The organism is Pseudoalteromonas sp. MBR-15, from assembly GCF_053628915.1.
In genome coordinates this window covers 111,560-126,667 of record NZ_JBRJHH010000011.1, presented here as the reverse complement: position 1 = coordinate 126,667, position 15,108 = coordinate 111,560, and the positions used below count along the sequence as shown (strand labels likewise).

At 43.6% G+C, this 15,108-nt stretch carries 9 protein-coding genes; 3 read left to right on the top strand and 6 right to left on the bottom strand.

Going from position 1 to position 15,108, the window contains the following annotated elements; genetic code table 11:
- Positions 1 to 3: 3 nt before the first annotated feature.
- The 3 genes from ACSSVW_RS15200 to ACSSVW_RS15190 are packed head-to-tail and all read right to left on the bottom strand — an operon-like array spanning position 4 to position 4,642.
- Complete coding sequence (locus ACSSVW_RS15200) at positions 4 to 1,056, bottom strand: efflux RND transporter periplasmic adaptor subunit (RefSeq protein ID WP_454179601.1); 1,053 nt, start codon at positions 1,054 to 1,056, stop codon at positions 4 to 6.
- On the bottom strand, positions 1,046 to 4,333 hold the full coding sequence (locus ACSSVW_RS15195; protein ID WP_454179600.1) for an efflux RND transporter permease subunit: 3,288 nt from the start codon (positions 4,331 to 4,333) through the stop codon (positions 1,046 to 1,048). The genes ACSSVW_RS15200 and ACSSVW_RS15195 overlap by 11 nt, the downstream gene beginning before the upstream one ends.
- A 3-nt stretch (positions 4,334 to 4,336) precedes the next feature.
- Positions 4,337 to 4,642 (bottom strand): ArsR/SmtB family transcription factor, encoded by a 306-nt coding sequence (locus ACSSVW_RS15190; RefSeq protein WP_036974065.1) that lies wholly within the window; start codon positions 4,640 to 4,642, stop codon positions 4,337 to 4,339.
- 134 nt (positions 4,643 to 4,776) lie between these two features.
- Between ACSSVW_RS15190 and ACSSVW_RS15185 the strand changes: the two genes are divergently transcribed.
- The 3 genes from ACSSVW_RS15185 (at position 4,777) to ACSSVW_RS15175 (ending at position 7,158) form a co-directional block, all read left to right on the top strand.
- Positions 4,777 to 4,965, top strand: coding sequence for a YgaP family membrane protein (locus ACSSVW_RS15185; RefSeq protein ID WP_036974067.1), 189 nt, complete (start codon positions 4,777 to 4,779; stop codon positions 4,963 to 4,965).
- A gap of 1 nt (position 4,966) precedes the next feature.
- The gene (locus tag ACSSVW_RS15180) at positions 4,967 to 5,311 is read left to right on the top strand and encodes a rhodanese-like domain-containing protein (RefSeq protein ID WP_036974070.1); all 345 of its coding nucleotides are present in this window, start codon (positions 4,967 to 4,969) and stop codon (positions 5,309 to 5,311) included.
- A gap of 62 nt (positions 5,312 to 5,373) precedes the next feature.
- Positions 5,374 to 7,158: an alkaline phosphatase D family protein gene (locus ACSSVW_RS15175; protein ID WP_454179599.1), complete on the top strand. Its 1,785-nt coding sequence runs from the start codon at positions 5,374 to 5,376 to the stop codon at positions 7,156 to 7,158.
- On the opposite strand, the gene ACSSVW_RS15170 is transcribed toward ACSSVW_RS15175, so the two are convergent.
- The 3 genes from ACSSVW_RS15170 to ACSSVW_RS15160 form a co-directional block, all read right to left on the bottom strand.
- Entirely contained in the window at positions 7,155 to 7,694 is a 540-nt protein-coding gene (locus tag ACSSVW_RS15170) for a PH domain-containing protein (RefSeq protein WP_036974075.1), read from the bottom strand. The two genes, ACSSVW_RS15175 and ACSSVW_RS15170, sit on opposite strands and share 4 nt — an antisense overlap.
- A gap of 108 nt (positions 7,695 to 7,802) precedes the next feature.
- A complete protein-coding gene (pulA, locus tag ACSSVW_RS15165) occupies positions 7,803 to 12,125 on the bottom strand; it encodes a pullulanase-type alpha-1,6-glucosidase (protein ID WP_454179598.1) in 4,323 nt (1,440 codons plus the stop codon).
- 22 nt (positions 12,126 to 12,147) lie between these two features.
- On the bottom strand, positions 12,148 to 15,042 hold the full coding sequence (locus tag ACSSVW_RS15160) for a TonB-dependent receptor (protein WP_036974081.1): 2,895 nt from the start codon (positions 15,040 to 15,042) through the stop codon (positions 12,148 to 12,150).
- Positions 15,043 to 15,108: the final 66 nt, after the last annotated feature.

Sequence of the window (15,108 nt, the reverse complement as noted above, 5' to 3'; positions counted from 1 at the left end):
ACATTAATAATCGACAGCCAGCACATCACCAGGGTTTAAGCCTGCAACGATGTGCTGCTTATTACCCACCATTTCGCCTAAGCGTACGTAGCGACGCACAATATGACCGCCTTCTTTCACATACACCATACTTAATTGACCATATTGATGCACCCAGCTTGGGTCAATCAATACGCCTTTGGCAGTGACCAATGGTAAACGTAATTGCGCATACAATCCCGGCATTAACCCTATTTGAGCCTGCGTTTCTAAGCGGATTTCCATACTGCGGGCTGCGCTATCAGCTACGGGAACAATTTCGGTTACCGTTGCGCTCATAGATGTCGATAATGCTGGAAGCGTTACTGTTAATGTTTGCCCAACAGCCAACTTAATAGCTTGCTGCTCCCTGACATTAAACGCCAATTGCAATTGTTGTGGGTTATAAAGCGCAAGTAACGGTTTGCCCGGAGTAGCGGTATCACCCGGTTCAGCAAATCGCTCTACGACCACGCCTGAAATAGGCGCTTTAATTTTTGTAAAACTCAATGCCACTTGCGCTTGAGTTTGCTGCTGCTTAGCAATGGCTAGATTTGCGCTTAAATTATCAAACCTTGCTTTCGCATCATCATAATCACTGACTGACACTAAACCTTGTTTGAAAAGGTCATTAACTCGCTTGAGCTGCTTTTCAGCTTGGGTAAGCGAGGCATTAATAGCATTAATTTGTGCGTCACTTTGAGCAAGCTGTGCTTTAAAATCGTCTTGTTGTAAGGTAATTAATACATCACCTTGGCGCACAGTGTCACCAGCACGCACATTTAAACGTTCAACTTGCGCCATAACGCGCGATGATATTTGGGTATTTTGCTTAGCAATAACGGTCCCTGGCACAATTTCATCACGTGCAATATCAGTCAATGTCACGGTCAGTAACTGACCTGTGTACTCACTCGCCGCGGGATTTTTTATGCCTGGGGCTTGTTTATCAGAAAAGCTGCCAGCCATGTAAAGTACCGCAACAATAATGACCATTAACGCGATAATTGAACCAATAAGTTTCGATTTACCCTGCATGAGCGTGTTCCTCTTTGGCTGCATCCTTTGCAAACACTAAATAATAAACCAGTGGCACAACAAACAATGAGAACAGTGTTGATGCCACAATACCAAAAATAATCGCAATCGCTAGGCCACTGAACACAGGGTCTAAAGTGATTACCAAGTTACCTAATAAAGTGGTGCCTGCGGTCAGTAAAACAGGCCGCATACGCACAGTACCCGCTGCAATAAGTGCTTCTTTAATAGCCATACCTTGCCCGCGCGCTTGATTAATAAACTCAACTAAAATAAGTGAGTTACGCACAACTATCCCCGCAAGCGCAATCATGCCTATCATGGCCGTTGCAGTGAACAGCACAGGCTCAGGGGCGCCAGCAATACTGCGCTCACCAAATTGATTCAATAACCAAAAACCCGGCATGATACCAATGACCGTCAAGGGAATAGCCGACATAATAATCAGTGACAAACTGGCAGAGTGTGTTTGAATACGCAGAATGATAAAAATGGCCGTTAATGCAAACGCAAACGCAATCCCCATGTCACGGAATACATCAATCGTTATGCGCCATTCACCTTCACCACTGAAAGTGACCTCTGTCCCCGCAGGTAATTGCCATGACGCGGTGCCACCATTACTAAAAAAATGCCTGCTTTGCCAATCACTTTGCTTGAACGCATTACTGCTAACAGCTAAATCTGCATTAACATCGGCAATTACCTCAGCGGGTGTCCGGCCATTGAGTTCAGCCATGACGTAAATCACATTTCGCTGATCTTTACGCATAATCGGTTTTGCAACATCGCGATATTTAAATGCCCCTAACTCAGATAATGCCACCAGCGGACGTGGCGCACTTTGCAGCCCAAACTCATCGCTGGTTTTTGCAAGCTCTCTGTCGCCACGAACTTGCAATGCGAGTAACTGAGCAAATTGGTTACGATCTTGATATGGTAGCTGCAATTTAATAGCGACAGGGTTAGTTTCTCCACTAACATAGAGCACACCGACATTTTCACCGTGCGAGGCAATCGCTAAAGCGTGTGCGATATCTTGGGTTGAAACAGCCGATAACGACGCTTTGGTTTTATCCGTTATGAAGCGTTGTAATGGCGCATTAGCAGCCATACTGGTATCAACTTCGACTACATGCGGTTCTTGTTTAAGTCTATTTGCAACAGCAGCTGCAGCCTGATGGTGCGTGTGTGTATCAACAAATGGATCACTGTATACTTCGGCCACCAAGGTGCTTAGGACAGGAGGCCCTGGCGGTACTTCAACCACTTTTAGCACAATACCCTCGGTTGCCAGAGGGGCTAATGCAGCACGTAAGCGCATAACCACACCATGAGATTGATGGTCACGCTCGGTTTTATCAAGTAGTAATACTCTAAGCTCAGCAAGGTTTGCGGCTTCTCTTCGGTAATACCCACGGACCATACCATTAAAGTCCATACTTGATGGCTGACCGACATACGCTGCGGCTTCGCTCACTTCATTTAATTGCCAAGTGACCGATTGTACTTTTCGAGTAAAAGCCGCTGTTTGCTCAAGGCTAGTGCCTTCTGGCATATCGATTAAGACTTGAAGCTCGTTTTTATTATCAAACGGCAGCAATTTTAAAGGGACAGCGCGCATTACTGGCAACATGGCACTGGCGATAAACAACCCTAAGGTGGTCCATAGTACTAGTTTTGCACGGCCTTTAGATTCAAGTAATGGCGACAAAATACGCTCATATAAACTATGAGGGTTGGCCTCTAATTGCATGTTGTCATCAACGGGGGCTTTGAGTAATTTCATGGCCAGCCATGGCGTCACAAAAAACGCCACCATAGTTGAAACCATTACACTAACAGGCACATTGAATGCCATAGGTGCCATGTAAGGGCCCATCATGCCAGTGATAAACGCAAGCGGAATGAATGCCACCATAATGGTTAGAGTCGACATAAATAGAGCCACTCTAATTTCACTCATGGCATCAACAATATTTTGTTTTTTATCACCTTTTTTAGTAATAAAACGGCTGATATTGTCGATTCCTGTAATAGGGTCATCAACAAGTAAGCCCAGAGATAAAATCAGTGCAAACAGTGTTACTCGGTTAATGGTATACCCAAATGCGAAGTCGAGCGTTAAAGTAATACCGTAGCAAATAGGCACCGCAAGACCGACCACAATAGCGGGCCGCCAGCCTAAAAACACGCCAACAAAAATAACCACTGTAAATACTGCAAACACCAAACTAGAAGTGAGGTTATTCACTTTTTCATTGGCAGTTCGGCCATAGTCACGCAGTACCGTGTAGCCAACTTCATCAGGCAATAATGTCACCGATAGCTGGTTCATCACATCATGCACTTGATTCGCAACAGCCACCGCATTTGTGCCTGCTTGCTTGGCAACACTAATCGTCACTAATGGCAGTTGCTGCTCAGTATCTGATTGAGCAAGCCATTGATAACTTTGGGCTTCGCTGGGGCCATCGGCGACAGTCGCCACATCATTCAAATAAACACTTTTACCATTTACTACGTTAACAACGAGGTGTTCAATTGCCGACTGAGTACGTAATACATCCCCCACTTGCAAAGCAATGTGCTGTTTACCATCTACAACACTGCCAACATTAACCAGCTGGTTAGACACCTTGAGGGCATAATATACGTCGTTTAAAGTGGTTTGGTGTGCCGCTAATGCGCTGGCATCAAGGTCGATAGTGAGCTGCCGAGTTCGACCTGCTATCACTTTGACTTCGCTGGTATTTTCAATGCGCTGTAAGCTTGTGGCAATTTCATTCGCAAAACGCGTTAACTGGTAGTCATCATAGAGTTTTGGGTCTTTGCTGAATAACCCAAGCATCACAATTGGCACATCATTCACCTCAACGGGGCGAATTTGCCACGATGTAATCACTGACGCCATAGTGTGCTGGTAACTGTAAAGCTTGGCATACGTATCGAGTATCGCTTTTTCGCGATCATGGCCTACTTCAAAGCGCAATGTAACCACGGCATTATTACTGTGTGTCGTCGAGTAGATGTGTTCAACACCGGTTAATTGCGCTAATAGCTTTTCTAATGGTTCTGTCACTAACCGAGCGACTTCTGGGGCTTCAACATTCGGGGCAGCAACATAAATATCGAGCATGGGCACCACTATTTGTGGTTCCTCTTCGCGTGGTGTTTGCTTTAGCGCCATGAGACCAAGCAGTATCGCCATTATAAAAATAATGACTGGAATTCGCCCACTTAAGCTATTTTTTACGGCATTATCGATAGCATTCATCCCTTAACTACCTTTACAAAATAAACCATGAAGTGTTTCTAAAATAGCCATCACACTTTTATCAACAACACGATAGTAAATTGTTTGGCTTTCACGACGAGTCGCCACAATTTCAGCTTTTCTGAGTGCAGCTAAATGCTGAGACAAAGCAGACTGTGCCAGAGGAACCGCTTCATTAAGCTCACTGACACTCAGTTCTCCCTCTTGCAATGAGCATAGAATCATCAAGCGATTTTTATTCGCTAAGATCTTTAATATTTGCTCTGCTTGTTCAACATTGTCGGCCATTGCCGCAAAATCGATGTTCATAATCACACCACTCTATATTCTTAAATACCCGTAAAGTATAGATAGATATATTAGAAAAGTCTAATATTAGAATTTACTAATGTAGTTTTTTCTAATATATTAATTACATCACCCTTTGTTATTGAGGTTTAATTATGAAACTAAATGACGCGCTCCGCCTTATTGCTGGTGTAATGATCTGTATTTCATTGTTGCTCCAACAGTTTCACAATCCTATGTGGATTTGGTTTACGGTATTTATTGCTCTAAACTTAATTCAATCGGCATTCACTAAGTGGTGTCCTATGATCACCCTATTACGCAAACTTGGCATGGAGGATTAGTATGCTAACCCCAATTCCTGACCTAATGAAAATTGTTGCCCCTAATCAGCGCCGCATTAGTGCAGAGCAAGCAAAACAAGAATTAAGCGAAAATCATGGTTTATTAATTGATGTACGTGAGCCCGCCGAGCATGCCACAAAAGCCGCAACAGGTGCGATTAATATCCCGCGCGGTGTGCTTGAAATGAAACTAATGGAAATTGAAAAAGACCCTGCTCGGCCAATCTATTTGCACTGTGCAAGTAGCGCCCGGGCCACACTCAGTGCTGAAGCGCTAACCCGCGTAGGTTACGAAAATGTCACAGTAATTACGTGTAATGCTGAACAAATCTGCCACGTTTTTTAGCTTCACAGAACAGTAACACTGGTCGGATAAGCTCTTACTTTTCTTTTAACAGGTACAGAGCAATGACATTTACACGAAGACATTTTTTAAAAGCATCGGCGGCCGGATTTGGGGTCGCCGTTTTATCTTTAGGCTTAACGGGCTGCACTTTAGACGACGATGAAGATGTCAGCACCCATGTCAGTTTTGACCATGGCGTTGCAAGTGGTGACCCACTGGCCGATAGCCTTATAATTTGGACCCGCGTTACGCCTCTTGATACCGCAACCTCCAGTATTAAAGTCAAGTGGCAAGCATCTACCGATGCTAATTTTGACACGATTAGCCACGATGGCGAGACCGACGTAACAGCGACAACTGATTTCACCTTAAAAGTTGATCTACAAGGATTAACTGCAAACACCACCTATTATTTCCGCTTTATAAGTAATGGCAAAACATCACCTATTGGGAAAGGTAAAACACTCCCTACGGGCACCATTGAGCAAGTAAAATTTGCAGTTGTGTCATGTGCCAACTACCCCGCAGGCTTTTTCCATGTGTATGGTGAAATAGCTAAGCAAACCGATTTAGATGCGGTACTGCATTTGGGTGATTACATTTACGAATACGGTAATAACGGCTATGCCACAGAGGATGCAGCCTTACTTGGACGCTTACTGCCCGATGATAACAGTGAAGAAATTATTTCGCTTACTGATTACCGCAAACGCTATGCCCATTACCGTACAGATAAAGACTTACAAGCCGCACACGGTAATTGCGCATTTATAACGGTGTGGGACGACCACGAAATTACCAACGACACGTGGAAAAATGGTGCTGAAAACCATAACGAAGGAGAAGGCGATTTTACCGAACGTAAGCTGCACGCCTTACAAGCCTATTTTGAATGGATGCCAATACGCAATGTCGCCGATAAAGAACGAATTTATCGCCGTTTTGAATTTGGTAATTTAGTGTCATTGCACATGCTCGATACGCGTGTTTTAGCCCGTGATGAACAACTAAACTATGCCGACTTTGATTTAACAAGTGCACAAGGACAAAGCGATTTTGCCGCTGCAATCAGTTCACCATCGAGAGCCCTATTAGGAAACGAGCAACTCACTTGGCTTACCGACGGGTTAAGTACGGCAACAACACAATGGCAAGTACTGGGTCAGCAAGTATTAATGACTAAAATGCACTTACCTTTTGAAATACTGCAACTATTAATGTCAATTCAAATAGCACAAGCCGGAGGCAATGATCCCAGTGAGTTACTTGCAAAAGCCAATGTATTATTCAGCGAACTTGCGCAAATTAAAGGACGCATTTTAGCGGGGGATCCAAGTGTGACAGCACAAGAACGAGCACGGGTAGAAACAACAGCACCTTATAACCTAGATGCATGGGATGGTTATGCTTACGAGAGAGAAGTGATACTTGGCACGGCAATCACTGCAGAGAAGAACCTCGTGGTCCTCGCTGGCGACACTCACAATGCATGGGCAGGCCAACTCGTTACCGATGCGAGTAATCCGTTTGCAGCGTCACACACTGCCGGCGTTGAGTTTGCAACGTCTTCTGTATCATCACCTGGCCTTGAAAACTATTTGGCACTTAACAGCCAATCAGCCGAAACAGTTGCACAGATGGAACAAGTGATCGCATTACTGGTTAATGACTTGGCCTATAATAACTTAGTTGAACGCGGTTATTTAACTGTCACTTTCACCGAACAGCAAGCGCATGCAGAATGGCAATTTGTAAGCAGTATTAAAACGGCCAGTTACACCATGCTCAATAATCGCAAAAAAGCTTTTACGCTAAAAGCTGGAAGCACAACGTTGCAATCTGTTTAACGCTTTTCATCTAATAGCGTAACTAACATTTGCTCAATGTTTTTTACGCTATAGGTCAGTGAACGCAAAAGCGCTAACTGGCTATCCTCAGATTGTGGCTCAGCCTTAGCGCTTGTTTGGCTTATTTCATCCTTTTGCTTTAGGATGGCTTCACGAAATTCAGCAGCATCAATCACGCCGAGTAAAGACACCAAAGCCCCCTGACCAGATTGCCCAGCCGTTTCGAAGCTGAGTCGGTACAAACCAAACTGGCGCATTAAAGGCCCTTGGCTTAATGCCACATCAGTGATTTTTTCAAGCGGTATTGATTTTTCTTCTTTGAAGAACACACCCCGTTTAACGACCAGTTTTCGCGTTAATAGCTGTGCCGACATAGCAGCTAGAATACGCCCTGCCACCAGCCAAATAATAAGAGCAACAATAGGGATAAAAGGAATACCTATCATACTAATCACACAGGTAAACATACCCAGTAATAACCAATACTGTTTTACTTTAGGATTAAAGCGGGCGCTCAATATACTTGTTTCTGACATCACAGGCTCCTTTATAGGTGATTTATGACCATAAACAATCTTCAGCTCTGCTTCAATAAAAATAAAAAAAGCCGAGCAAAGCCCGGCTTAAAGGTACTGCAGGGAAAGCTATTCCACAGCTTCAACCATTACTGTTAGTTTATTCAGATCAGGTCCTTGCACTGTAAAACGATAGTTACCCGCCTGTGTAATACTCAATGAGATATTGGCGCCGACAGCTTCTAACGAGGCTGCTTCGCCAAGAACAGCGAGTGGCGACTCACCACTACCACCTAAATTCACTGTGTTCCAGTCACTAGACGCAACTTTGAATTCATAGTCGTCAACGTCGAGTGCTATTGTCGTACTATATGTAGCATCGCCTGCATAGGTTAATAGGTTAACTGGATCCCAATTGTTCATACTTCCACGCAGATAAACAGGGGTTTCACCAAACATTTCTGCGTTAAACACGGTCATGAGTGGCTCTTCAAGGTTGCTAGCATCAAATACAAACTGATATTGGCCATCCCTTGCAATGTCGATAGTCATGTTTGTACCTTTCACTGCAAGCAGTTTCTCAGTTCCTACGGTAACAACCGCACTGCTTTCACCTGAACCATAATCCACCGTTTTCCAATCTTCAGAGGCTACTTTGAACTCATAGCTGCCAGCTATTAATTGCTTAGTGAAGGTGTAAACGCCTTTACCTTGATACATCAATTCGTCACTGGTACTCCAATCATTTAAATTACCACGTACATAGATTGAAGTACCCACAAATGGCTCCTCGTTATACACTTTAAGCACTGGGTTCTCGATGTCGGTTGCATCAAATGAGAACACATAGATAGCGTCCATTGCTGCAGTAAAGGTCATATTGGCCCCACTGCGTGCAAGTGGCTCGTCTTCACCTTCAATCACTTCAGCAACATCTGCAGAAAGCGCACCAAAATCAACCGTAGACCAATCTTCAGATGCCACTTTAAACTCATAGCTACCTGCTGTAAGTGGGATGGCAATTTTATATTCGCCATTACCTACATAGTCAAAGCCGTTTGCCGTACCCCAATCGTTTAATGAGCCACGAACATAAACGGTTGTACTACCGAATGGCACGATATCTGGTGCACCCGCAGTAGCATTAGCACTTAGACCTTCACCTTGCGTAACACCTTGTGGTTTCACAAACACAGCAATCGTGTAAGCAGGAACTGTAAAAGTCCCCTCCCCCTCCCCCTCACCTGCCATAAAGCTTGCTGCTGACATACTTGAATCAACACTCGCTTTTAAAACAGGATGTAACTCAAAACCGTAGGCAGTAGATACCGTATGCGATAAGCTTTGCTCGGTTCCATTCATAATCACTACAATCGCATCATACTGGCTATCAAGGTCCGTCAAACCAACGCCATCATCAATGCTCATAACCACTAAACCTTGCTGTTGACGTTTTCCAATATTATGGAAACCTACGCGGTCTAAAATGTCTTGTTCCGTGGTTAGGCTAAATAGCGGGCTGCTACTGCGAATTGATAAGAACTCAGTAAATACATTACTTGCATATTCAATGTCGCTTGCCATCGCTTGCGCATTGGTATTTGCTGAAATTGGTGCGATTTCGCCCCATTTAGCTTGGTTATCTTGTGCCGGTGGTAAACCGACATTCCAGTTATTAGTTTCTTTACTGAAATCAACAAAATTGAACCAATCGCCAGAATCATAGCTATTACGATCCATTGATTTAGAACGCAACATATCCGCACCCATTTGCATAAATGGAATACCTTGGCTCATTAATGGCATCGCTAGAGCCATATTGTGAATACGCACACGCTCTTCAATATTAAGGTTATTGCCGTGTTTATATTGCAGCTGATCCCACAATGTTTCGTTATCATGCTTAGAGACATAGTTAATACTATCAGCAGGATCCAGTGCATAGGCTGCAGGCTGCGTATTCCAACTAAAGCTACTGCCTTTTGCTGAATTGCCTTTAAAGTCTTTAAGAATGTAGTTTTGTAAGTTACCGGCAAGCGATAAGCGAAGCGTATCTTGCTCGGCTAAGTTGCCATCTGTCGCACTATTACTAAAGAAAGCACCACCACGAATTGCTTCACGAATTCGGTCATTAAAGGTACCGACTTCTGTGCCAGCCATATCTATTTGCTTAGCTTGCACAAACAATCGATTATCAGCTACTTCCTCAAAGTTCCAACCTTCACCGTAGAAATAGGTATCAGGGTCAACCGCTTGCACTGCACTAAGAGCCGTCATAATTGACGCTTTTGGCATATGCCCCATCACATCAAAGCGGAAGCTATCGTAACCAAAATCACGAGCTAGAATCACCATAGAGTCAGCAACAAACTTATCCATCATGACATGTTCTGTTGCTGTATTTTCACAACAAGTTGAGCGTTCGATATCACCGGATATTTCGTTATATCTGTGGTAATAACCTGGTACCAGTTTATCGAAGACTGATTTATCCCAGACACCTGATGACGTGGTGTGGTTATAAACAACATCAAGCACGACACGTAAACCAATTTCTTGTAAAGACTGAATCATCGCACGCGTTTCTTTAACTCGTGCTATACCTTCAGGCGATGAAGCGTAAGAGCCTTCTGGGGCAATAAAGTGATGCGGATCATAACCCCAGTTAAAACTATCAACACCACGCATTGCATTGGCAAGTGCTTGTGCATCATCAGACCCCGGTAGGTATGAAGCCATTAGGTCAATAATCAATGCGCTCTTATCTTCGGTTTTACATGCATCGGCATCATCGTTAATGCGTGTACATAAATCACCTAACGTTGCTGTAATATCTACACGTTGGCTCGCATCTTCGTCAATAGTGCCAATATCTGTCAGTGGCAGTAAGTGGAAATGTGTTAAGCCATTATCAGCTAGCTTTTTAAGATGGCGCATTGGCGCACTATCAAGCTCAGTAAACGCAAGATACTTACCACGGTTTGCTTCACTTACCGTTTCATCGCGAACACTAAAGTCACGTACATGGCCTTCGTAAATCACCGCTTGTTCGGGGTAATCAATGGTTGGTACAACACGATCATCCCAGCCACTCGGTTTAGTATCGTCATCATCAAGATTAATTAGTTGGCTGTATAAACCATTAGTTGAAACATTTAAAGAGTAAGGATCTGTGCTCCATAAACGTTCAATTTGCTTGGTAGTAGGATGATAAACATCAAACATAAAACGGTAGTAATGGCGATCGTGACTGATATCGACATTACTAGACCAAATACCCGTTGTGCTATCAAAGGTCATAGCAAGTTGTTCAAGCTCAGTTTTATTAGCATCGTAAAGCGCTAATTTCATATTGCTTGCAGTAGGCGCCCATACCGAGATATCAATGCCATTATTGGCGTAATGCACACCTAGTTGTGCTTCATTGGCATCACTTTCACCGCTGGTGTACAAGTCATCGAGAGCTTTAGCGGTTTGCACATAAGTTGCTTCAATTAGCTTACCATCAGCATCATAGCCTGCCACAACCAACTGGTGTTTAATCAGCTCTTTTGCAGCGGCTGCATCCCAGCTACCTTGGTAAGCATTCCATGCAGCAAGGTGTGGCACTTTAGCTACTTGCTCATCGTTCAAAGACGTCGATGTTAGTTCAACCACTTGACCATTTAACTCACCAGTATCTTCATCGACAGCTAAATCTGCACTGCTTGAAGCGTGCAATTTAATAATACTCGTAAGCTCATTGCTTGGTTTATAAATCACCGTTGAAAGATCAATCCAATGCGCAGACGCACCAGAAATACTCACCGGACGCTCACCTAAGCTAACAATTGGGTATTCAAATACTGATGGTTCACCATGAATGGTAAAGTTCATACGTTGGAACTTTTCATCGTCTTGCATCAATGGCATTTTTAAATCGACATCACCAAACGCTTTGCCTGAACCTTCAGTACCAATATGTACAATGAAGTTGGCACACTCATTGTAGCCGTCTTTGAGTTTTACAATCCAGTACGCGCCATAGTTCGGATCGATACCATCGTATTCATGACCATTTGCCCAATCCGTCGCATCAAACGGTGCTGCATATGCATCACACACATCATTATTCCACGTGTGCAAACGATACCCTTCATAAGCATCATCACTGGTACGGTTATAGAACAAAATGGCTTCGTCATCCGCTGGAAAAACCACAGGATCAGGCAGTGTTGGATCAGCCCCAACTACACAGCTCTCATTATTTTCATCAGGCACAGTTGGGGCCGGACAATTAATCGGGGGTGGATCAACACATTCAGTACCCGCTGCATTGGGGATCTGCGGTACGCTACAGGTCAATAAAACTTGCCCTGAATCAATATCATTACTAGCTCCACCACCACATGCAGCTAGCAACGCTATGCTACAGGTAATGAGTAAGCGGTTAAAATCAGCTATTATTTTCATATTATTATCTCCAGCTTACTGATCAATGGTTATAGGTAAAACCTAAGTAAAATTGGCGACCAAAGAATTGCGTGGTCCCTGTTTTACTGGTTGTACCGAAGTAGCTTTGTGTAGGCTCATCAGTCAGGTTATTCACTTGTAATAACATGCCAAATGAATCTGTGAACTGATACGATGTTTGGAAATCGATAACGGTTTCCGCATCAAAGTTCACCACTTGCTCATTGACAGCAACTTGCTCAGAGACAAAATCATCGCGATAGCGCACATTTAAGCGTGTTTCAAAGTTTTCGTAGCTGTAAAAAAGTGTCCCGTTAAAGACGTTGTTTGAGAGACCCGGTAAGTCTTGCGAAACAGAATCACCACCTAAATCGGTGATTGATTGCACTTCACTCTCGGTATACGAATAACTGGCATTAATCCCTAGCCCTTCAAACGGTGATGGCAAGAAAGAGAAAACTTGTGTATAAGCAAGCTCAATCCCGCGAATATACCCCCCTTTAGCATTGTTAACCGCAGTTGTGTACACACCATTAGTGGTTTCGATTTGCTCACCGCTTACAGGGTCGACAATGTACTCAGGGACGTTGAAGCCATTCCCTTTAAAATCAAAGTTTTCAATAGCTATCGTATCTATGAATGAATCAATATTCTTATAGAACGCCGCCACGACTAAGGCACCATCCGTATCTTCAAAGTATTGCTCATAAGAAATATCGTATTGATTCGCATAGAAAGGTTTTAAGAATGGGTTATTCGTACTTGAACCATTAATTTCGCCATCATTATTAACCGATGCACTGGCGTCACCCGCTAAACGGTTAATCGGAGCACGTGCCATCACTTTTGCTGCAGCAAAACGAATTTGCGTTGCATCACTGATTTTAAAATTAAGGTTTAATGAAGGTAGGTAGTCTGTGTATTTAATGCCTAATATGTTTGGTGCATAAAGGTCGTTAACAATGCCGTTATCATCGACAATATATTGCGCACCGAGTTGTGGATCACTCCCAACGTTTTCAAGCACCGTCGCTGATTGGTCCGTATCAACACGACGAATACCAATGTTACCTGTGACAGGCAGTTTGCCAATTTCGGTATCAATATTGAGCATGAGATACGCTGATACCACTTCTTCATACACTGAACCACTTTGTAGCATGGTCCATGAGTAGTTAGTGGTATAACCTTGTGTATCTGGCTCACCATCACCATCTAAATCAACAACCCCCTCAGCGTTACCCCAAGTTTGAACAGGTTGTGGGATGCCATTAGGGAACCACGCGTTTAGTGCTTTATCCAAATCTATCGCTAAGTATGATGGGAAATAACTAAACTCACCCTGCCAATCAACCACGGTGGTCATGTCATCAGTCAAACGAAGTGGAGGTTGAGTGGCTGAGAATGCGCCGTCATTACCGTATTCAAACACTGACCGGTTATTGCTGTACTCACGGTCTGAGTAACGCGCACCAAATTCAATTGAGCTAAACCAGTTATTCTCTAACTCATATTTAAAATCGAGTCGGAACGCTTTGACTTCATCTTCATTTTCATACGGGTAAATGCCGTATTTACTAAGCATAACGCGATCAATATCGCTGAATGCATCAGCTTGATTAAAACCAATATCAGGTAAATCAAGACCGTTTAATTGATAATTTAGTGACACATTGGTATCAAATACCGGATTATCAATTGTAGCGTCTTCCGCTACCAGTGCCCAAAGTAAGCCATTGCGGAAATTACTCTTCGCGCGTGATAACGACACATCAGCATTGACATTCAAGCGCTCGGTTACTTGCCAATCGGCGTTAATTCCATAGCTATCAACTTCATCAAAATCTTGATTATCATCATTGACTATTTCAACACGGGTAAAGCTATTTGATGTGCGGTTGATTGCCCCACCGATTACCGCATTGCCGTCAAGTAAGGGGTTCGCATAGACAGCTGACGGGCCACCAAATTTAACCCGAAAACCACGGGCAAATGATTCGCTATCAAAACGAGATAAAAACGCATCACCTTTCAGTTTAAAGTTATCGGTTGGTGCCCATTCAATCGATGTTAAATAACCATTACGCGTTTCTTCACCACCTAAATGCTGAAGCTCGAAACCTTCACTGATATATTCATTAGCGGGGTTATCTGCAGGGCCATCGATGTCATTTGCAAGTCCGTCAACATCTTTATTACCGTTATATGCTAGACCGATAAACTGGGTGGCAACACTAGGTTGGAATAAGCGAGCATAACCTAGCGCGACACCGAGGGTATCATCAAAGAACTTGCCCTGATAAGAAAAGCTAATACGGTCGCCATATTCAGTGGCATCAAAAACCTCTGAAGCACGATCGTTATACATACCGCGTACATTAGCGGTAAATTTGTGTTGCTGGTCATTATCCAGTGGGCTGGCTGTTTGTAACTCAACAGTACCGGCAACGCCCCCTTCGATTAATGATGCTTTGGGTGACTTATACACAGCTGCCGAACTAATTAACTCAGACGGATACTGATCAAACTCAATACTACGGCTACCACTGGTCGATACTTGTTCTCGACCATTGAGAGTCGAAAACACGAATCCACCAGATAAACCTCGAATATTAATTTCGGCAGCTTGGCCACCTGTTCGTACCGCCGAAATACCCGGTAGTCGTGTTAATGCATCTGCCATAGATACATCGGGAAGTGCACCTAAGTCATCAGCAGATAACTGCTCTGATACGGTGTCACTAAAACGTTTTTGGTTTAATGATTGAATTAAACTGCGACTAAAGCCGCGCACTTCGATTACTTCAAGCTCAGGATCAAGTTCCTTTGCAGATGTGCGTTCTGCTTCGTTCGCTGCCATAGCACTGTTTGCTGCAACCATTGCCAGCATTAATGCACTTAGCTTAAATTTCCCCATTGGATTCCCACTCTGTTGTCATTGGAGGCGTTATGTTTATTCTTGTTGTCAAAAAACAACCAACAA

What these genes read in the sequence shown, in the direction of transcription:
- ACSSVW_RS15175 (WP_454179599.1), top strand. Translation starts at nt 5,374, where the DNA reads ATGACATTTACACGAAGACATTTTTTAAAAGCATCGGCGGCCGGATTT.
- ACSSVW_RS15185 (WP_036974067.1), top strand. Translation starts at nt 4,777, where the DNA reads ATGAAACTAAATGACGCGCTCCGCCTTATTGCTGGTGTAATGATCTGT.
- ACSSVW_RS15170 (WP_036974075.1), bottom strand. Translation starts at nt 7,694, where the DNA reads ATGTCAGAAACAAGTATATTGAGCGCCCGCTTTAATCCTAAAGTAAAA.
- ACSSVW_RS15180 (WP_036974070.1), top strand. Translation starts at nt 4,967, where the DNA reads ATGCTAACCCCAATTCCTGACCTAATGAAAATTGTTGCCCCTAATCAG.
- ACSSVW_RS15160 (WP_036974081.1), bottom strand. Translation starts at nt 15,042, where the DNA reads ATGGGGAAATTTAAGCTAAGTGCATTAATGCTGGCAATGGTTGCAGCA.
- ACSSVW_RS15190 (WP_036974065.1), bottom strand. Translation starts at nt 4,642, where the DNA reads ATGAACATCGATTTTGCGGCAATGGCCGACAATGTTGAACAAGCAGAG.
- ACSSVW_RS15195 (WP_454179600.1), bottom strand. Translation starts at nt 4,333, where the DNA reads ATGAATGCTATCGATAATGCCGTAAAAAATAGCTTAAGTGGGCGAATT.
- pulA (WP_454179598.1), bottom strand. Translation starts at nt 12,125, where the DNA reads ATGAAAATAATAGCTGATTTTAACCGCTTACTCATTACCTGTAGCATA.
- ACSSVW_RS15200 (WP_454179601.1), bottom strand. Translation starts at nt 1,056, where the DNA reads ATGCAGGGTAAATCGAAACTTATTGGTTCAATTATCGCGTTAATGGTC.